We start from the raw sequence: 19,592 nt of genomic DNA on the forward strand, positions 1-19,592 counted from the left end.
ATTCGGTGAAGCGATGAAGGGAAGAGGGAAGGGGGAGAAGATCAGACAGCGGCGGCCGTAGCCGCCTCCGCGTCGGCCAGAGAGGCAAGGTAGCGCTCGGCGTCCAGGGCGGCGGAGCAGCCGGTACCGGCAGCGGTGATCGCCTGGCGGTAGGTGTGGTCGACGACATCGCCGGCGCCGAACACTCCCGTCTGGTTGGTGCGGGTCGAAGGGGCCTGGACCTTGAGGTAGCCCTCGTCGTCCAGGTCGAGCTGGCCCTTGAACAGTTCGGTGCGGGGGTCGTGACCGATGGCGATGAACAGGCCCGTCACCGGGAGCTCGGACTCTTCGCCGGTCTTGAGGTTGCGCAGGGTGAGACCGCTGAGCTTCGGGTCGCCATGGATCGCGGCAACCTCGTTGTCCCAGATGAACTTGATCTTCGGGTCGGCGAAGGCGCGCTCCTGCATCGCCTTCGAGGCGCGCAACGAGTCCCGGCGGTGCACGATCGTCACCGACTTGGCGAAGCGGGAGAGGAAGGTGGCCTCCTCCATCGCCGTGTCACCGCCGCCGATCACGGCGATGTCCTGGTCCTTGAAGAAGAACCCGTCGCAGGTGGCGCACCAGGAGACTCCACGTCCAGAGAGGGCGTCCTCGTTCGGCAGCCCGAGCTTGCGGTGCTGCGAGCCCGTCGTGACGATGACCGACTTGGCGCGGTGCACGGTACCGGCGGTGTCCGTCACGGTCTTGATCTCACCGCTGAGGTCCACGCTGACCACGTCGTCGGGGACCAGCTCGGCGCCGAAGCGCTCGGCCTGGGCGCGCATGTTGTCCATGAGCGCCGGGCCCATGATCCCGTCCTGGAACCCGGGGAAGTTCTCGACCTCGGTGGTGTTCATCAGCGCACCACCAGCGGTGACGGCGCCCTCGAAGACCAGCGGCTTCAGGGCCGCACGCGCGGTGTAGAGCGCTGCCGTATATCCGGCGGGCCCGGAGCCGATGATGATCACGTTTCGGACGTCGCTCACGGCTTCATTCCTCGTCTCTGGAGACAACTTCGTACTTCCGGGTGGAAGCCGGGACGCGAAGGGCTCCCACACCACCCAACGGATACTACGGGGCGTGCATTCCCTGTGCCGTCGGGCTCACAGGAGGGTCTTCCGCGGGCTTGGTCCTGATCGACGTGCGGGGCACGACGGGGCCAGGCAGCGGGGAGGGAGACGACGCTGAGGAACCGTGGCCCGCGGGTCAGCGGCGGGGGTAGGAGTGGGAGAGAAGCACCTTGCCCGGGGTCGCTGACCGCTGGGTCACACAGGTCGTGTCGACCACGTAGGCGGACACCTGATGGGTGTCCGTGACATGCGGCATCACGACCAGGAGCGCGGCCTTGTTCCCGTACGTTCCCTCTTCGCTGGCGAGGGCTTGTTCGGTACGGCCGATGCCTTGCTGTACGCACTCCGGTACATGGACGGTCGTCAAGGTGCCGGCGCCGCCGTCGCGGAAGGGCGTGTGAGGTGCGGGAGGCTCCTCGCCCGAGGCGGTGCCCAGCGAGGGCGAATCCGTCTCCGCAGAGTTCGCTGCCGGCGACTCCTTCTTCAGCAGCTCATCGACACGGCCTTGGAGGTTGTCCTTGGAGAAGGAGCCGTGCATTTCGGGGGTGGGCGCCGTCCGGTTCGTCGGAGCAGCCCCTTGGTCGTTGTTGCCGCCGTCCATCGACTGGACCAGCAGCGAACCCAGCCCCAACGCTGCGGCGGCGAGAACGGTGCCGAAGGCGGCCGTCCTGATCCGCCTGGATCGCCCGCGGTCGGTGCGTCCCGGACCGGTGCCGCCGCGGCCGTGCCCAGCAGGTCGCTGGGGCTGCGTCCTGCCCGGCCCTTTGGAGGGCAGCGCTGTTTCACGTGAAACACGCTCAGACGGCTCAGACGGCTCGGACACCGCGGCTATGGGGTCGGGTGATTCTGCCCGTGTCACCGGGGCTTCGGCGACGAGGGCTGCCTCCACCCGGGAGACCACGTCGTCCGGCATGGGCCCGGGGTCGTCGGCGGCTTCCAGCAGCAGGCGGATTTCTTCCAGCGAGGCGTAGAGCTCGGCGCACTCGGGGCAAGCGTCCAGATGCAGCCGTAGGCTCGCCGCCCGGTCGGGTGGGAGGAGGCCCTCTGTGAGGTCCGAGATCTCCTCGACGGCCGGATGCCCAGCCGTATCGATGCTCGTTGTCACGCTCGCCCACCTCCGCCCTTCACCGCAGTGGAATCGGTCGCGCCCGTGTCGGGTGCTGCTCCTGCGGGTGGGACGGATGCCCCTGGGGACTGGTTCCTTTTCCCGCCCGGCTTCTCGTTCTCTCTCCGGGACGTGGTGCGCAGATGGGAGAGGAGCGGGAGGAGCTTGGCCCGGCCGCGGGCGCACCGGCTCTTCACCGTGCCCGGGGGAACGTCGAGGACGCTCGCGGCTTCGGCCACGGAGTAGCCCTGCATGTCGATCAGCACCAGAGCGGCCCGTTGATCCGGGGGAAGCGTGCTCAGGGCCTCGACGAGCTGACGGTGGAGATCGCTGCGTTCCGCGGGTGCGTACGCCGACTCATGGGGTTCCAGCAACTGTTCCAGTCGCTCGGCGTCATCCACCGGAGCCGTTCTGCGGGACGCCGTCTTGCGGGCGCGATCCAGACAGGCGTTCACGGTGATGCGGTGCAACCAGGTGGTGACGGCGGCCTGGCCGCGGAAGGTGTGCGCGGCCCGATAGGCGGAGACCAGCGCGTCCTGGACGGCGTCGGCCGCCTCTTCCCGGTCTCCCAGGGTGCGCAGGGCCACGGCCCACAGCCGGTCGCGGTGGCGCCGCACCAGCTCACCGAAGGCTTCGGTGTCCCCGTCGACGTGGCGTGTCAGGAGGTCCTGATCACCCACCCCGTCGTACGCGGCATCGGCCACGGTCGCACCACCCTCCCCGGAACCGTCGGTGCTGTCAGCCGGTGAACTTCACATCCGTGATGGCTTGCTTGTAGCCCGCGCGGCTGTACTCGTCGCCCTGGGCGTAGGGCAACTCGGTCAGCCAGAGCACGACGTAGCGGGTCTTCGACGGCTTGGTGACGTTGATCTTGAGTTCTTGGCCCTGGGTGGACGCCGTGGCGAGCTTCTTCATGGAGTCGAGCGAGGCGGACGAGGACAGCGAGTCGGCCGCGTACAGGGCGCCGGTGGTCCGGTCCCCGCCGTAGTTCAGCTTGATCGTCGCGGCGGCGAGGGACTTCTCGCTACCGAGGTCGTAGACGAGCCCGACACCCGACTTGTACGGGGCCAGACGCGGCCCGTCCATGAAGGAGTACGTCCGCCAGTACGTCGAAGCGGCACGGTCGTGGGTGAGACGGGCGTCGTTCGGGTGCTGCGCCTTGCCGTCCGGGTAGTACTCCGCGGACCCCTCGATGGCGAGCGGTCGCAGCGGCTTCTTCTCGGTGTTCTTCTTGTTGGTCTCCACCGTCTCGGACTGGTCCGGATCGGCGCCCTTGTCCTTCTCTATCAGGGCGTCGGCCAGCTGCCAGCTGCCGAGGCCGAGAGCGGCGATCAACAGGGCGGAGACCGTCCACTTCAGCGCCCTGCCGGCGCGGCTCTGCAACGGTGGTGGAGGAGGCGGGAGCGGCGCGGTCGCCCGCAGGGGCGCACCTCCGCCGGGGCGCCCGTACGAGCCCTGCTGGTAGGTCGTGCGCTGGTAGTCCGGTGGGGTCCGGAACACGGGCTCCGGCGGACGGATACGGGGCATCTCGTTGATGGCCCGGACGAGGTCCTCCGGCGTGGTGCACGGCGGTTCCTGGCGCGAGGCGGTGGCGCCCTCGTTGACGAGTGCCCGCATCGCCAGCTCCGACAGGCCCCGGTGGACTCCCGCACGCACCTGGTCGGGCGCGATGAGCCCGACCCCCTTGGGCAGCCCGTGGAGGCCGTGCGCATCGTTCTCGTAGGGCCAGCGCTGGGTCAGCGCGGCGTAGAGCAGGGCACCGATCGCTTCGGTGTCGGTGCGCTCCGGGGTGTCCGAGGTGATGCCGCGCAGGGCGGCGTTGACCGCGAGGCCACGGATGCGCCATTGACCGGTGGAGGTGCGCAGCACCGCGCTCGGCGCGAGTCGCAGGTGCGCCAGTCCCTCGCGGTGGGCGGCGGCCATGGCCTGGGAGACCTGGGCCACCATCTGGTAGGCGTCGTGGACCTCCAGCGTTCCGCCGGCGAGGAGCGCCGTCAGCTCGGTGGCGTCGGGCAGCCACTCGTGGACGACGTAGACGAGGTCGTTCTCCTCCACGGCGTCCAGCACGTGGACGAACCGGGGGTCGCCCAGGAGGGCGGACGAGCGGGCCGCGGCGAGGACCGAACGGGCACGCGGATGGTCGGCGGGCAGGACGTGCACGCCGACGGCCCTGCGGAGCATCTCGTCCACCGCGCGCCAACTGCTGAAGCCGTCCAGACGGGTCACACACTCTTCGAGCCGGTAGCGTCTCGCGAGTTTGTGCCCGCTATGCAGTTCGGGCGGTGAGGTCCGTTCGGACCCGCCCGTCGTGCCGCTGTTGTCCGCGTCCGTGTCCGTGGTGTTCTGCTCCCCGGTCTCGCCGGTACTGGCCACCCCGTCGGCCGTGGCCCGTCCCGCCTCGGCGGTCAGCGGTTCGTCACCGCTGTTGTCTGCCACGTCGACGGCAGCCGTGCTCCGTTCCGCCACCGTCGTTCCTGCCTCCCCAGTCGTTGCGCTCTCGACGCCCGTGCCAATTGTGCCCACAGTCCGGTGCTATGCACGACACGCGATGGCCGCCGATGGTTGTGCGACTGCCCCGTTCTCAGCGTCCCAGACGTCCCCGCACCATGCCGACCATCGAGTTCAACTCCTCGATACGCATCCTGCGGGCCGCCACGTAGAAGACGCCCAGGAGGGCGATTGCGCCGATGACGAGGGCGGCGGCCGAGCCGAGTGCGCCCTGGCCGAGCACCCGGGTGACTCCGTAGCCGACCGCCCCACCGACGAGGGCGGCCGGGATCGAGGCCATGGACAGCCGCGCGTAGGTCCGCACCACCTGGGAACCGTCCAGATCGCCCCCGAGCCGGGTCCGCAGTCGCCGCCAGGCCACGCCGACCCCGACCGCGTAGGCGAGTCCGTACGAGGCGGCCATGCCGACGACGGCCCAGCGCGCGGGCAGGAGGACGTAGCAGGCCGCTGACGCGGTGGCGTTCACCGCGGCGACGATGACGGTGTTGTAGAAGGGCGTCCGGGTGTCCTCGTAGGCGTAGAAGCCGCGCAGCACGACGTACTGGACGGAGAAGGGGATCAGTCCGAGGCCGAACGCCATCAGGATGTAGCCCATCGACTGCGCCGTTCCGACCCCCGTGGACGCGAAGAGCAGGGTGCACATGGGGATGCCGAGGGCGACGAACATGAAGGACACGGGCACGATCGCGACCGCCGAGGTGCGCAGCCCGCTGGAGATGTCGTCACGGACCGCGCCCGGGTCGTTGTCGTGGGCCGCCCGCGAGATGCGGGGGAGCAGTGCCGCCATCACCGACACGGTGATGATCGCCTGGGGCATGCCCCAGATGAGCTGGGCGTTCGAGTAGGCCAGCAGGCCCGCGCCGCCCTGTTCCGCCTCCTTGCCCGCTGCGGTCGCCAACTGGGTGACCACCAGGACGCCGGCCTGATTGGCGAGGACGAAGAGCACGGTCCACTTGGCGAGCTTCACCGCCTTGCCCAGTCCCTGGCCCTTCCAGTCGAACCGGAGCCGGAAGCGGAAGCCGGTCTCCCGCAGGTAGGGGATCATCGCCAGGGCCTGGACCACCAGACCCAGCAGGGTGCCGATGCCGAGCAGTCGGATTCCGTCGTCCGGGATCGTGTCGACCTGCATACCGGATTCGGCGGAGCTGCCGTACACCCAGATGAACAGTCCGAACGTGGCGATCATGACGAGGTTGTTCAGGACCGGGGTCCACATCATCGCGCCGAACCTGCCCCGCGCGTTGAGGATCTGCCCCATCACCACGTGCACGCCCATGAAGAAGATCGTCGGCAGGCAGTAGCGGGCGAAGGCGACGGCGACGCTGTTCGCGGCCTTGTCGTCGGCGATCGGGTCCGACATCAACTGGATGAGCAGCGGAGCGGCGAAGACCGACAGCGCGACGATGACACCGAGAACGACCATCACGAGGGTCAGCAGTCGGTTGGCGTACGCCTCGCCGCCGTCCTCGTCGTCCTTCATGGCGCGGACGAGCTGCGGCACGAACACCGAGTTGAGGCCGCCGCCGATGCTCAGGATGTAGATCATCGTGGGCAGCGTGTAGGCGACGGTGAACGCGTCGCCGAGGAAGGCCGCACCGAGCGCCGCAGTGATCACCACCGTGCGGACGAACCCGGTGAGCCGCGACACGATCGTGCCGGACGCCATCAGCGCGCTGGACTTCAGCACGCTGGAGCCGCGCCCCTTGCGCGCGGGTGCCGGCGCGGGGGCGGCGGGCTCGGGCGTCGGAGCCGGTACCGGGGCGACGGGCGGGGCCGGCGGCACGGGAGCCGCATAGGCCGCACCCGGGGCGCCAGCGACGGGCGGTGCGGGCGGGGCGGTTTCGTAGGCGGGTCGCGCACCGCCGCCGGCCTGCTGCTGGTCACGGAAGAGGTGGGCGAAGGCGTCCGGCTCCGACCGCTGCTCGCTCGCCCGGGTGACCAGGTCGTCGACCCCCACGAACTGCGTCGTCCGGGCGTCGTCGCCGTACGGGAGGTGCTGGGTGGGCCCCTCGGGCTCGGGCGCGGGGGGCTGCGCCCACAGATGGGGGTCGGGGGCGTACTGAGCGGCGGGCGGGGCGTAGAGCTGGTTGGGGTCCGGGTAGGTGCCCGGGGGTGGTGGGGGGTGTGCGGACCGGTCGTACAGGGCCTCCGTCACCGGGTCCTGCGCGGAGAGGTCCTGCGTGCGATACGGGTCCTGGGCGTAGGCGTCCTGAACGTACAGGTCGGCGGCCGGCTGCTGCGGCGTCTGGTGCGGGTCGTAGGGGTGCGGAGGGAACCCCTGAGCGGAGGGATCGCCGTCCGCGCCCTGGCCGCGGTCACCGTCGTACGGCGCGTTCATGGTCTACCCCACCTCATCGTCCCCGGGCCCACCGGCCACGACATCGCTCAACGGTCCACTCTCTCACCCGTGCCGGACGGGTCGGTGCTTTCCGCAGCGGTGTCCGGTGTCGGGTCACTCGGCTGCTCGGGTTCGGGAGCCCGTGTGACGTCGGCGGACCCGCCCTCGGAGGTCCCCGCGTCCTCGCCGGCGTCCGTCGCTGCGGCATCCGTGCCGGCGGCGTCGTCGGGGGCGTCGCCGGTGGGGGCGGCTGCTTCCTCCGCGGCCTGCCGGGCGGTCACCCGCTTGCGCTGCTGGTACATCCGGAATCCGGCGAGCACCAGCAGGAGCAGTCCTCCGGCGATGACCAGCATGACCGTCGGCGTCACCTCGTTGACCTGTACCCGGAAGCGCACCTTGTCGCCGTACGGGGACCCGTCCTCGGTGATGAGCTGCGCCTCCACGTCGACGATGCCGTTGGCGTTGGCGTTGGTGTCGAACTTCAGCGTCTGGCTGCGTTCGCCGGCGAGCTTGACGGTCTGCTCGCCGTACGCCTCGTCGCCGATCTTGAGGCGCTTCGGCTTGGTCGAGGTCAGTCGGAGCCGCAGGTTGTCGACGCCCTGGACCAGGTTGTTCTTCACCGTGACCGGGATGGTGGCGCTGCGGCCGGAGAGCTGGGCATCGGACTTGTCGATCAGCTGCACGCTGCGCATCAGATCGGCCAGGTGCCGTTCCACTCCCTTGCGGAAGGCGTCCCCTTCGGTGGCCCGGCCGCGCCAGGACGTCGACATGCCGCGGTCGATGGCGCGGCCGAACGGGGTGACGACGCGGTCGGGATCGGTGAGGATCGTGCTGAAGTCGTCGAGCTTGCGCTGCGTGCTCTGGACCACCTCGAAGGCTGCGACGTCGAGTTCCTGCTTGCGCAGGTGCCCCGGGTAGGACCGCCCGGACGGCACGCGCGTGGTCGCTCCCGGGTCCGGCTTCGCCTTCGCGGCGGCCGTCAGGTCCTGGGTGTCGGTCCAGCGGCCCTCCTGGACCGTCTGGATCGCCTTCGCCATGGACTGGGCCTGGCTGGTGCTCGGCATCCGCTGCGGCGCCACCACGATGCTCCGGGGCTCGCCCGGGTCCTGGAGCGTGATCATCAGGCTCTGGGCCAGGAACTCCTGCACCGCGAGGGTGGAGCTCTCCGCGCGGGTCAGATCCCCCTGGAAGGCCTTGGACAGCCGTGCGTCGGCGACCACGGCCGTGGTGCCGCCGCCGATGGGCCGGGGGGCGCTCGGGGTGTACGGGAGACCGCCGGTCTCCCGGAAGCTGTCGTTGCGGGCGATCACCGTGTCGGCGCCGGCGGAGGTCGCCACGTCGACGATCGACGGATCGATGGCGCCCTCGACCGGCCAGGCGAAATCGGTGACGGGCTTCACGTGCAGGGTCGACTCGACGGTCAGCACGGCCACGTCGGTGGCGTCCTTGAGGTGACTCAGCGAGCCGGAGACGTTCTTGCCCCGGTGGGCGAGGGAGGCGAGGTCGGGGTCGGCGAAGGGCAGCGCCACCACGGTCTCGCCCTGGACGGCCTTCTGGAGGTCGGTGAGCCACTGACCGGCGACGGCGCGGTTCTTCCCCGCGACGGTCCTGCTGCCGTCCTTGATCCGGTAGCCGTCGGCCATCGCGTGGACGGAAGCCAGCAGATCCGGATCGATGACCCAGGTCACGTCCAGGGAGGTGCCGAGGGCCAGCATCTGCTGCAGCCTGCCGCCCGGGCCGATCTCCTTGGCGAGGCTGTCGTCCTCGAACACGCGGGTCTGCTGTTCGTTGGACCCGGTCTCGGCGGTGAGGTGCGTCGACGAGATCAGCGGCCACAGGAAGGTCGTCTTCGTCTTGGCGTCGGAGCCCTTGGGCTGCCACGGCAGGAAGGCCCGCTCGATGCCGAGCACCTGGTCGTAGCGCTGGGTCGGGGTCTGCCCGGTCAGCGTGACGCCCAGCTGGTAGACCCCGTCGGAGTCGAGGGCCAGTTCCTTCACCGGCACCGAGATGCTGAAGTCCTGGGTGCGTCCGGGCGCGAGCTCCTCGACCTCCTGGACGTACTTGCCGCCCACGGGGGTGCCGTCCACCCCGGGGACGTGCTTGGTGCGTCGATCGGCGGCGTCGAGGGAGCTGCGGGTGTGCAGCGCCCGGCCGACCAACAGGTCGACCTGTCCGTCGGTGATCGTTCGCTTGCCGTTGTTGGTGACGGTGCCGCGGACGGTCAGCGTGTCGTTCTCGTCCGGTGCCGTCGGGGTCAGCGTGTCCAGGGAGACGTCGACCACGCCCTTGTCCGCGGAGGCGTGCGGGACCCCCCGGGGAGTGGAGCCCTGCGGTGCCGACCCGGCGGCCTCGGCCTGCGCCGTGGGGGCGGAGACCAGGACCGCGGAGGCGAGCAGCGGTAGGGAAACGGCCAGGGCTCCGGTGCGCCGGAGCCACCGGCGGGCAGGTGAGGGAGTGGTCCCCGTGAAGTCTGCCGCCTCGGCCACGCGCTCGCCCGTCCCTCGTCGTCGTCAGTGGTCGTCCAGAAGTGCGTCCACGCATGGTAACGATGCGCGCTGCGTACAAGTGCCGCGGTCCACGACAGATCGTTTGCCCAACGATCATGAGGGACCCGCTCCGGGACGGGCCCGGCGGGGCCGAGCGGCCGTGGTGTGCCCCTTGTCCGTGCATCACCTGATGAGTGCGGCTTTACCTGGTCATCAGCGGATGAGTCGTCTTGTGGGTCGTGCTCGGAGAGGGACCGAGCGGGGCCGCCTCCGCGTTTATGGGGGCGCTCGTCCACCCTCGGGGCACGTACCCTTTCCTGTTGTGCCGAACGCCAACGAAGACAACCTCAGCGCCCTGAGCCAGGCGCAGCACCGCGCGGTCAGTGAGCTGCTGCGGGTCTCCCCCGTCGCGGACGAGCTGGCCCGCCAGTTCCAGAAGGCAGGGTTCTCCCTCGCCCTGGTCGGCGGCTCCGTCCGCGACGCGCTGCTCGGCCGCCTCGGCAATGACCTGGACTTCACCACCGACGCCCGTCCCGCGGACGTGCTGAAGATCGTGCGGCCCTGGGCGGACTCGGTCTGGGAGGTGGGCATCGCCTTCGGAACGGTCGGCTGCCAGAAGGACGCCGAGGTGGAGAACGCGGCGGCACCGGGTGAGACGGCCGTCCAGCGATTCCAGATCGAGATCACGACCTATCGCTCGGAGGCGTACGACCGCACCTCCCGCAAGCCCGAGGTGTCGTACGGCGACTCCATCGAGGACGACCTCGTCCGCCGTGACTTCACGGTCAATGCGATGGCGGTCGCCCTGCCCGAGAAGGAGTTCGTCGACCCGTACGGCGGACTGGGGGATCTCGCGGGCCGTGTGTTGCGCACGCCCGGCACGCCCGAGGAGTCCTTCTCCGACGATCCGCTGCGGATGATGCGCGCTGCTCGGTTCGCGGCACAGTTGGACTTCGAGGTCGCCCCGGACGTGGTCGTGGCCATGACGGAGATGGCCGACCGGATCGGGATCGTCTCGGCGGAGCGGGTCCGGGACGAGCTGAACAAGCTGATCCTTTCCGCGCACCCCCGCAAGGGCCTCACCCTGCTGGTCGAGACCGGGATCGCCGAGCGGGTCCTTCCCGAACTGCCGGCGCTGCGGTTGGAGCGGGACGAGCACCACCGGCACAAGGACGTCTACGAGCACACGCTGATCGTGCTGGAGCAGGCGATGGCGCTGGAGCAGGAGGGGCCCGACCTCGTTCTGCGGTTGGCGGCGCTGCTGCATGACATCGGCAAGCCCAGGACCCGTCGGTTCGAGGACGACGGCCGGGTCTCCTTCCACCACCACGAGGTGGTCGGGGCGAAGATGACCAAGAAGCGGATGACGGCTCTCAAGTACTCCAATGACTTGGTCAAGGACGTCTCGCAGTTGGTCGAGCTGCATCTCCGCTTCCATGGTTACGGCACCGGTGAGTGGACCGACTCCGCCGTCCGTCGTTATGTGCGCGATGCCGGCCCCTTGCTGGAGCGGCTGCACAAGCTGACCCGTTCGGACTGCACGACCCGGAACAAGCGCAAGGCATCCGCCCTCTCCCGGGCGTACGACGGGCTGGAGGAGCGCATCGCGCGGCTCCAGGAGCAGGAGGAGCTGGACGCCATCCGCCCGGATCTCGACGGGAACGAGATCATGCAGATCCTGGGAGTGGGGCCCGGCCCGGCGATCGGCCGTGCATACGCCCATCTGCTGGAGCTGAGGCTGGAGAACGGCCCCCTGGAGCGGGACGCCGCGGTGGCCGCACTCAAGGAGTGGTGGGCCGCCCAGCCCCAGGGCTGACCCTTGGACGGTCATGTTTCACGTGAAACATGACCGGGACGTGTACGGGTGCGGGGTGGGGCTGATGGCGGTACCGCGCCATCAGCAGGGCGACCGCCGCATAGATGAGCGCCACGGTGATCACCAGGGGTACGGAGCGGCCGTCCGGAGGGAGCATCAGTGCGGCCACTCCGGCAGCTCCGACGAAGGCGACGTTGAACAGCACGTCGTACACGGAGAAGATCCGGCCGCGGAATCCGTCATCGACGGACGACTGCACCACGGTGTCCGTGGCGATCTTGGCTCCCTGGGTGGTCACTCCGATGAGGAAAGCAGCAGCGAGGATCGGCACCGGAGCGAATGGCAGGGTCAGGGCCGGTGCCAGGAGGGCTACCGACCCCGCACAGGTCGTGATCCATCCATAGGGTCCCAGGCGCCCCACGGCCCAGGGAGTGATCAGGGCGGCGACGAGGAAACCGGCCCCGGACACGCCCACCGCGAGCCCGAGGAGGGCGAGCCCGCGCTCCGAGGAGTCGTCGCCGGAGGACCAGGCGTACCGGCACAGCATCAGCACCATGACGGTCAGGGCTCCGTAGCAGAACCGCATCAGCGTCATGGCGCCCAGGGCCCGGGCCGCGCCCCGGCGCGGCGGCTCCCCCAGATGACGCACTCCGGCGACCAGCTCGCGTGCGGTCCCGAGGACCTGGGCCCCCAGCCGTAGACGCCGGTCGGTGGAGTCCGGGCCGAGCGCCTGGCGCCCGATCCGGAGGGCAGCGAGCGCCGCGCCCAGATAGAGGACGGCACCGAGAACGACGACGGCGGCGTCGGAGTCGTCGAAGACCAGACGCACTCCGAAGGCGAGGCCGCCTCCCACGGTGGCGGCGAGGGTGCCCGCGGTCGGCGACAACGAGTTCGCGATCACCAGTCGTTCGTCGTCCACCACTCGGGGCAGGGCCGCCGACAGCCCGGCGAGCACGAACCGGTTGATGGCGGTGACACACAGGGCGGAGGCGTAGAAGAGCCAGTCCGGCACGTTGCCGAGGATCAGCACAGCGGTCACCGCGGCGAGCGCCGCGCGGAGCAGGCTGCCGTAGAGGAACACCTGCCGCCGCGGCCAGCGGTCCAGCAGCACGCCGGCGAACGGTCCGACCAGGGAGTACGGCAGCAGCAGGACCGCCATGGCCGAAGCGATGGCAGCGGCGGACGTCTGCTTCTCGGGTGAGAAGACCACATAGGTGGCCAGGGCGACCTGGTACACCCCGTCGGCGCCTTGGGAGAGGAGCCGCACGGCGAGGAGACGTCGGAATCCCTGGAAGCGCAGGAGGACGCGCAGATCCCGTACGACAGCCATGGCCCCACCCTCACATAGGCGAAGGTCCCCGGGCACACGACCCGGGGACCTCCTACATCAGCGCGTTGTGCAGGTTCAGCGCTCGACGTCACCCTTGATGAACTTCTCCACGTTCTCCCGGGCCTCGTCGTCGAAGTACTGGACCGGCGGGGACTTCATGAAGTAGCTACTGGCGGAGAGGATCGGGCCACCGATGCCCCGGTCCTTGGCGATCTTCGCGGCGCGCAGCGCGTCGATGATGACACCAGCGGAGTTCGGGGAGTCCCAGACCTCAAGCTTGTACTCAAGGTTCAGCGGAACGTCACCGAAGGCGCGGCCCTCCAGGCGGACGTAGGCCCACTTGCGGTCGTCGAGCCATGCGACGTAGTCGGACGGGCCGATGTGGACGTTCTTCTCGCCGAGGTCCCGGTCGGGGATCTGCGAGGTGACGGCCTGCGTCTTGGAGATCTTCTTGGACTCCAGCCGGTCGCGCTCCAGCATGTTCTTGAAGTCCATGTTGCCGCCGACGTTGAGCTGCATCGTGCGGTCGAGGAGGACGCCCCGGTCCTCGAACAGCTTCGCCATGACGCGGTGCGTGATGGTCGCACCGACCTGCGACTTGATGTCGTCGCCGACGATCGGCACCCCGGCCTCGGTGAACTTGTCCGCCCACTCCTTGGTACCGGCGATGAAGACCGGGAGGGCGTTGACGAAGCCGACCTTGGCGTCGATGGCGCACTGGGCGTAGAACTTCGCCGCGTCCTCGGAACCGACGGGCAGGTAGCAGACGAGAACGTCGACCTGCCTGTCCTTGAGGATCTGGACGACGTCCACCGGGGCCTCGGGGGACTCCTCGATGGTCTCGCGGTAGTACTTGCCGAGACCGTCGAGGGTGTGGCCGCGCTGGACCGTCACACCGGACGACGGCACGTCGCAGATCTTGATGGTGTTGTTCTCGCTGGCTCCGATGGCGTCCGCGAGGTCGAGGCCGACCTTCTTGGCGTCGACGTCGAAGGCGGCAACGAACTCCACGTCACGGACGTGGTACTCCCCGAACTGCACGTGCATGAGGCCCGGGACCTTGGACGCCGGGTCGGCGTCCTTGTAGTACTCGACGCCCTGCACCAGCGAGGCGGCGCAGTTGCCCACGCCGACGATGGCTACGCGAACCGAACCCATTCCGGTTGCTCCCTGTGTGTACTCGGTGAAGCCCTGAGTGGACTTCACGTGGCGGTGTCATCGGACGGATCCGGCCGGGAGGTGTCCCCGTGCCGGGGCAGGCCGCCCGTTTTCCCTGATGTGTCCTGCTGAGCCGGTCGGTGCCGGGCGGGATCCCCGTCCGGGGTCGGAGCGGGCGGCTGTTGCCGCTGCTCCCGTCCCGCCCGCTCGCTCTCGATCAGCTCGTTCAGCCAGCGCACTTCCCGCTCCACGGACTCCATTCCGTGGCGCTGAAGTTCGAGGGTGTAGTCGTCGAGGCGCTCCCGGGTGCGTGCCAGAGAGGCGCGCATCTTCTCCAGACGCTCCTCCAGCCGGCTACGGCGCCCTTCCAGTACGCGCATGCGTACATCCCTCGAAGTCTGTCCGAAGAAGGCGAAGCGAGCCGCGAAGTGCTCGTCCTCGTAGGCATCGGGACCCGTCTGGGAGAGCAGGTCCTCGAAGTGTTCCTTACCTTCCGCGGTCAGTCGGTAGACGATCTTTGCGCGGCGCCCGGCCAGTGGCGCCGCAAGGGCGTCCTCGGAGGTCCCTCCGGACTCCTCGATCAACCACCCGTTGGCGACGAGCGTCTTGAGGCAGGGGTAGAGCGACCCGTAACTGAAGGCGCGGAACACCCCCAGCGACGTGTTCAGTCGTTTCCGCAGCTCATAGCCGTGCATGGGGGCCTCACGCAGCAGGCCGAGGACGGCGAACTCAAGGATGCCGGAGCGTCGGCTCACTGCCGCCTCCTCCTCGTTGTTCGCCGTGGCCATCCGCTGGGATCGGGCCCCGACACGGTCTTTATGTCGAGCTGATGTATCGAGTCGATACATCACGACGATAGAACGGCCATCCGCATGCGACAAGAGGGAGCATGGTGAACGGCGTCACATCACTGATTCGTGGGAAGCAAGTTGCCTGATTTGGGGTGAACTTCGGGGCTAGGCGGGTTTTGACGGTGCGTAGTCTGTGCGGCATGCAGTTCAGGGGATGCCGAGTGACGCCCGAGGGCGCGGCTGTCCCGGGCGCATTGCGGATGGGTGTCGAGCGGTGCCGCATCCGTATGTCGGGGGGAACTGGAAGACAGCCGCCGTTTCCAGGCGCGGGAGCGCCTGCCCTAGGAGTAGTCGTTCGATGAGCGAGCACCGTCGGAAACCGCCGCAGCCGCAGAGCGGCGGACGCGCCGCGGCACGGCGCGGCACGTCCGGATCAACGGGGCGTCGTGCGGCCCCGCCCAGCGAAGCTGCGTCTCCGTCCGCTTCCCATGACTTCCCCACGGGGGAGCCGGCCGCGGAGGAACGCCCCTACGGAGGCCGGGCGGACGCCCGGCGCGCCGCTCAACGGTCCGGGGGCGCCCGCCGTAGAGGGGCGGACGGCGCGGGCCCCGGCGGTGGCGGGGGTGGTGGCCGCAGAACGGGCGGTCCCGGTGGGAGCAGTGGCCCCGGCCGTGGCCGTGGCCGGGGTGGCCCGCCCCCCAAGAAGCGATTCATCGACTATCCGCGGTCGGGCAAGTACGGCTGGCGGCGTTGGACGCCCTCCTGGCGACTGGTCACCGGTACGTTCGTCGGCCTCATGGGCCTGTTGATGGGCGCCGCTGCCATTGCGTACACCGCGGTGGGCGTGCCGGACGCGCATGACGCCGCAGAGGCCGAGAGCAATGTCTTCCTCTGGTCGGACGGTTCTCAGATGGCCTCCACGGGGGGTGAGAAGAACCGCCAGATCGTCAAGATCCACAAGATCGCCACCTCGATGCAGGAAGCGGTCATCGCGGCTGAGAACGCCACCTTCCGCAAGGACCGGGGTGTCGACCCGATGGGCATCGGCCGCGCCGTGTTCAACATGGCCACGGGGGGTGAGACCCAGGGCGGCTCGACGATCACCCAGCAGTACGTGAAGAACTCGTTCCTCACCCAGGACCAGACGATCAGCCGCAAGGTCAAGGAACTCTTCATCTCGGTCAAGGTCGACAACAAGCTCAGCAAGGACGAGATCCTCGCCGGGTACCTCAACACCGCTTTCTACGGTCGCAACGCGTACGGCATCCAGGCCGCTTCGCAGGCGTACTTCGGTCGTGACTCCGACGATCTGACCGTCGAACAGTCCGCCTTCCTCGCCGGGCTGCTCAAGGGCCCCAACCTCTACAACCCCGACGGCGGAGTGGGAGCGGCCGCGACGCCCGAGGCCAACCGCGAGCGGGCCGAGAAGCGGTGGCGGTGGATCCTGGACCGTCGGGTCGAGGTGGGCTCCATGACCGCGGAGGAGCGGAAGAAGTACACCAAGTTCCCGGAGCTGGTGAAGCAGACCTCCTCGCTCGGTGGACAGACGGGCTACCTGGTCGACGTCGCCAAGGACTACGTCGCGAAGAAGACCGGAATGAAGCCCGAAGAGCTGGAGAAGGGCGGCTACCGGATCCACACCACGTTCGACAAGAACAAGGTCCGCCAGCTGGAGAAGGCGGTGAACGACACCAAGAAGGGCTTCCTCAAGCCGAACAAGCGGAAGAAGGACAACTGGGTCCAGTTCGGGGCCGCCTCCGTGGACCCGAAGAACGGTGCGATCGTGGCGCTGTACGGCGGTGAGGGCTACGACAAGGGCCACTACACCAACAACGCCAACACCAGCGGTGTGCCCGTCGGCTCCACCTGGAAGCCCTTCGTGCTGGCCGCCGCGATGGAACACGGCACCTACGCGAGCGGCGGAGAAGCCCTCTCTCCGGAGACCAAGTACAACGGCGACGACCTTCTCGTGATCAACGACAAGGACGGCAACCCCATCAAGGACGCCAAGGGCCGGCCCTTCCGCCAGAAGAACGAGGGCACCACGATGTGGGGCGACGTGACCTTGGACTTCGCGATGGAGAAGTCCATCAACACCCCGTTCGTCCAGCTCGGCATCGACGTCGGCCTCGCCAACACCCGGACGACCACCAAGAAGCTGGGCATCCTGGAGGAGAGCTTCGACAAGGGGAACCTGGGCAACGCCTCGTTCTCCCTGGGCACCTCGACCCCGAGCGCCATCCGGATGGCCGACTCGTACGCGGTCTTCGCCAACTCGGGCAAGCAGTACGACCCGTACTCGGTGACCAAGGTGGAACGCAAGGGCGAGCCGGTGCCCGGCTTCAAGCCGCCCAAGGAGCGCAGGGCCTTGGACGCCCCCGTCGCGGACACCGTGACCAAGGTGCTGGAGAACGTGGTCCAGAACGGTACGGCCGAGAGGATCAAGGACATCGGCTTCCCCGTGGCGGGCAAGACGGGTACCACCGACAAGAACAAGTCCGCCTGGTTCGTCGGCTACACCCGTGAGCTCTCCACCTCGGTCACCCTCTTCCGGACCGACCCCAAGGAGGGGAAGCTGCTCTCCATGAACGGCACCGGTGGCGTGTCGTCCATCCACGGTGGTGACATCCCGGCGCAGCTCTGGGAGGACTACATGTCCGAGGCGCTGAAGGACGCGGAGCACGAGCCCTTCCCCGAGCCCGGTGAGGTCGTCGGCAAGGTCTTCAACAGGTCCCCCTCTCCCTCCACCACCCCCTCGGCCACCGAAGAGGTCGAGAAGGAGACGAAGGAGCCGACCACGCCTCCGACGACGGAGAAGGAAGAAGAGGAAGAGGACAAAACGACCCCGCCGACGACGCCGAGCAACACGTGCGGTGAGTGGGACTGGGACTGCAACAACAACGGTGGAGCCGCGAACGGTGGAGCCGCCGACGGAGGTGCCGCGAACGGCGGGGCCGCCAATGGAGGTGCCGCGAACGGCGGGGCTGCGAACGGCGGGGCCGCTGATGGAGGCGCTGCGAACGGTGGAGCTGCGAACGGCGGCTCGACCCCGCCCGGCTCTGCCTCACCGGGCCAGCCAGGCGGCAGCGGGAACGGCAGCGGGAACGGCAGTGGCAGCGGTAGCGGTGGTGCCAACGGAGGCAATCCCACCGGAGGCAATGCGGGCATGGTCGGAGGCTTCGGAGGCGCGGGTGATCCCTGACCGGGGCGGGATTCCTCGCTGAGGGCCCGGTGCCGAGCTGCTTGATCGCTCACTGAGCGTGTCCGATGTTTCACGTGAAACGAGGGCCGTCGCACTTCTCGTGCGACGGCCCTCGCTCTGCTTCGGACTCCCCCGGCTTCGTACGGCAGGATGTTCGCCATGCCCAGTGCAGAGACGACTCCGCCCGAAGTCCACCAGCCGGACCCGGCGCCCCGGTCACGGACGGATGTGGTCGCGCCGACCCGGGAGGACAAGATCGCCGCGGTCGGCAGCGATCTGATCGGAGGCCCGCTGGGTCGGCGAGCGTTGGTCGGGGCCCACTGGTGGACGCCGGTGCGCGTCATCGCGCTCGTGATGATCGGGACGTTCGCCCTCGGCATGGTGCAGAAGTTCCCGTGTTACGACGGCGCCTGGTTCTTCGGTGCCAGCTCCCAGTACACCCACGCCTGCTACTCGGACATCCCGCACCTGTACTCGGGGCGGGGCTTCGCGGACGGTCTGATCCCCTACTTCGACCGGCTGCCCGGGGACATGGAGTACCTGGAGTACCCCGTGCTCACCGGTGTCTTCATGGAAGTCGCCGCGTGGCTCACCCCGGGGAGCGGCACCCTCCAGCACCAGCAGCAGATCTACTGGTTCGCCAATGCCGGCATGCTGATGGTGTGCGCGGTGGTCATCGCGGTGTGTGTGGCCCGTACCCACCGCCGACGCCCCTGGGACGGCCTGCTGGTGGCCCTGGCGCCCGCGTTCGCCCTCACCGCCACCATCAACTGGGACCTGTTCGCGGTGGCCCTGCTGGCCGCGGCCCTCCTGATGTGGTCCCGTGGGCGCCCGCTCGCCTTCGGCGTGCTGCTGGGGCTGGCGACCGCCGCGAAGTTCTACCCGTTCCTGGTGCTCGGCCCCTTGTTCCTGCTCTGCTGGCGGGCGGGCAAGTGGCGGGAGTTCGGGACGGCGTTCTGCGGCGCGGTCGGAGCCTGGTTGCTGGTGAACGTCCCCGTGATGGCGATGGCACCCGAGGGGTGGGCGAAGTTCTATTCGTTCAGCCGTGAGCGGGGCATCGACTTCGGATCCATCTGGCTGATGATCTCGCAGCGGATGAACGTGCACATCACCCCGGAGAGCGCCAACAACTACGGCATGTTCCTGATGATCATCATCTGCCTGGCGATGATCCCGCTCGTCCTCATGGCCCCGCGGCGCCCCCGACTCGCGCAACTCGCCTTCCTCGTCGTCGCGGCGTTCATCCTCACCAACAAGGTGTACTCCCCCCAGTACGTGTTGTGGCTGGTGCCCCTGGCCGTGCTCGCCCGGCCGCGCTGGCGGGACTTCCTGATCTGGCAGGCGTGCGAGGTGGCGTACTTCCTCGGCATCTGGATGTACCTCGCCTACACGACCAGCGGCGACGCCCACCGCGGACTGCCGCCGGACGGGTACCACCTCGCCATCAGCGCGCACCTGATCGGGACGCTGTACCTGTGCGCCGTGGTCGTGCGCGACATCCTGCTGCCGGAACGGGACGTGGTGCGCCGCAGTGGCGACGACGATCCCTCGGGCGGAGTGTTGGACCGGGCGCCCGACGTCTTCACGATCGGCTCCCGGGCGCGCTGGGGCAGCCGTACGGAGCCGGTGGGGGAGGTCCGGGTCGGCTGGGGGCGGCCCGTGGACCGCAAGGGTGCCGAGGACGGCCCGGAGGATGTTCGCTCTGAGCGAACGTAGTCGAGGGGCGGTACGGGTGAGGGCGGCACACGATCCGATCGTGTGCCGCCCTCA

Annotated in this window: 12 protein-coding genes; 3 read left to right on the forward strand and 9 right to left on the reverse strand. The window is 69.0% G+C overall.

Annotated features, from left to right (window positions below; genetic code table 11):
* Window positions 1-41: 41 nt before the first annotated feature.
* The 6 genes from trxB to ACFYOU_RS23995 all read right to left on the reverse strand — a co-directional run bounded on the left by trxB (window position 42) and on the right by ACFYOU_RS23995 (window position 9,525).
* Entirely contained in the window at window positions 42-1,004 is a 963-nt protein-coding gene (trxB, locus tag ACFYOU_RS23970; RefSeq protein WP_391308302.1) for a thioredoxin-disulfide reductase, read from the reverse strand.
* 220 nt (window positions 1,005-1,224) lie between these two features.
* The gene (locus tag ACFYOU_RS23975; protein WP_391308304.1) at window positions 1,225-2,193 is read right to left on the reverse strand and encodes a zf-HC2 domain-containing protein; all 969 of its coding nucleotides are present in this window, start codon (window positions 2,191-2,193) and stop codon (window positions 1,225-1,227) included.
* Complete coding sequence (gene sigM, locus ACFYOU_RS23980; protein ID WP_391308306.1) at window positions 2,190-2,897, reverse strand: RNA polymerase sigma factor SigM; 708 nt, start codon at window positions 2,895-2,897, stop codon at window positions 2,190-2,192. Before sigM ends, ACFYOU_RS23975 begins: the two co-directional genes overlap by 4 nt.
* Before the next feature lie 34 nt (window positions 2,898-2,931).
* Entirely contained in the window at window positions 2,932-4,659 is a 1,728-nt protein-coding gene (locus ACFYOU_RS23985) for a protein kinase family protein (RefSeq protein ID WP_389764110.1), read from the reverse strand.
* 115 nt (window positions 4,660-4,774) lie between these two features.
* On the reverse strand, window positions 4,775-7,039 hold the full coding sequence (gene murJ / locus ACFYOU_RS23990; RefSeq protein ID WP_391308308.1) for a murein biosynthesis integral membrane protein MurJ: 2,265 nt from the start codon (window positions 7,037-7,039) through the stop codon (window positions 4,775-4,777).
* A 47-nt stretch (window positions 7,040-7,086) separates the two neighbouring features.
* Window positions 7,087-9,525, reverse strand: a complete 2,439-nt coding sequence (locus ACFYOU_RS23995) for a DUF6049 family protein (protein WP_391308310.1) — start codon at window positions 9,523-9,525, stop codon at window positions 7,087-7,089.
* 322 nt (window positions 9,526-9,847) lie between these two features.
* Between ACFYOU_RS23995 and ACFYOU_RS24000 the strand changes: the two genes are divergently transcribed.
* Window positions 9,848-11,341 carry a CCA tRNA nucleotidyltransferase gene (locus ACFYOU_RS24000; RefSeq protein WP_389764117.1) on the forward strand — a complete coding sequence of 498 codons (1,494 nt, stop codon included), beginning with the start codon at window positions 9,848-9,850 and terminating at the stop codon, window positions 11,339-11,341.
* Here ACFYOU_RS24000 and ACFYOU_RS24005 read toward each other — a convergent pair.
* The 3 genes from ACFYOU_RS24005 to ACFYOU_RS24015 form a co-directional block, all read right to left on the reverse strand.
* Complete coding sequence (locus ACFYOU_RS24005; protein ID WP_391308312.1) at window positions 11,307-12,671, reverse strand: MFS transporter; 1,365 nt, start codon at window positions 12,669-12,671, stop codon at window positions 11,307-11,309. The two genes, ACFYOU_RS24000 and ACFYOU_RS24005, sit on opposite strands and share 35 nt — an antisense overlap.
* 75 nt (window positions 12,672-12,746) lie before the next feature.
* Window positions 12,747-13,829 (reverse strand): inositol-3-phosphate synthase, encoded by a 1,083-nt coding sequence (locus ACFYOU_RS24010; protein WP_387010317.1) that lies wholly within the window; start codon window positions 13,827-13,829, stop codon window positions 12,747-12,749.
* A gap of 44 nt (window positions 13,830-13,873) precedes the next feature.
* Window positions 13,874-14,584, reverse strand: coding sequence for a PadR family transcriptional regulator (locus tag ACFYOU_RS24015; protein ID WP_387010319.1), 711 nt, complete (start codon window positions 14,582-14,584; stop codon window positions 13,874-13,876).
* 394 nt (window positions 14,585-14,978) lie between these two features.
* Between ACFYOU_RS24015 and ACFYOU_RS24020 the strand changes: the two genes are divergently transcribed.
* Together ACFYOU_RS24020 and ACFYOU_RS24025 are read left to right on the forward strand one after the other, a co-directional pair.
* The gene (locus ACFYOU_RS24020) at window positions 14,979-17,822 is read left to right on the forward strand and encodes a transglycosylase domain-containing protein (RefSeq protein ID WP_391308314.1); all 2,844 of its coding nucleotides are present in this window, start codon (window positions 14,979-14,981) and stop codon (window positions 17,820-17,822) included.
* Window positions 17,823-17,981: 159 nt separating this feature from the next.
* A complete protein-coding gene (locus tag ACFYOU_RS24025) occupies window positions 17,982-19,538 on the forward strand; it encodes a glycosyltransferase 87 family protein (protein ID WP_391308315.1) in 1,557 nt (518 codons plus the stop codon).
* Window positions 19,539-19,592: the final 54 nt, after the last annotated feature.

The sequence above is a fragment of the Streptomyces sp. NPDC005955 genome, assembly GCF_042871255.1.
In the GTDB taxonomy this organism is placed as follows: Bacteria; Actinomycetota; Actinomycetes; order Streptomycetales; family Streptomycetaceae; genus Streptomyces.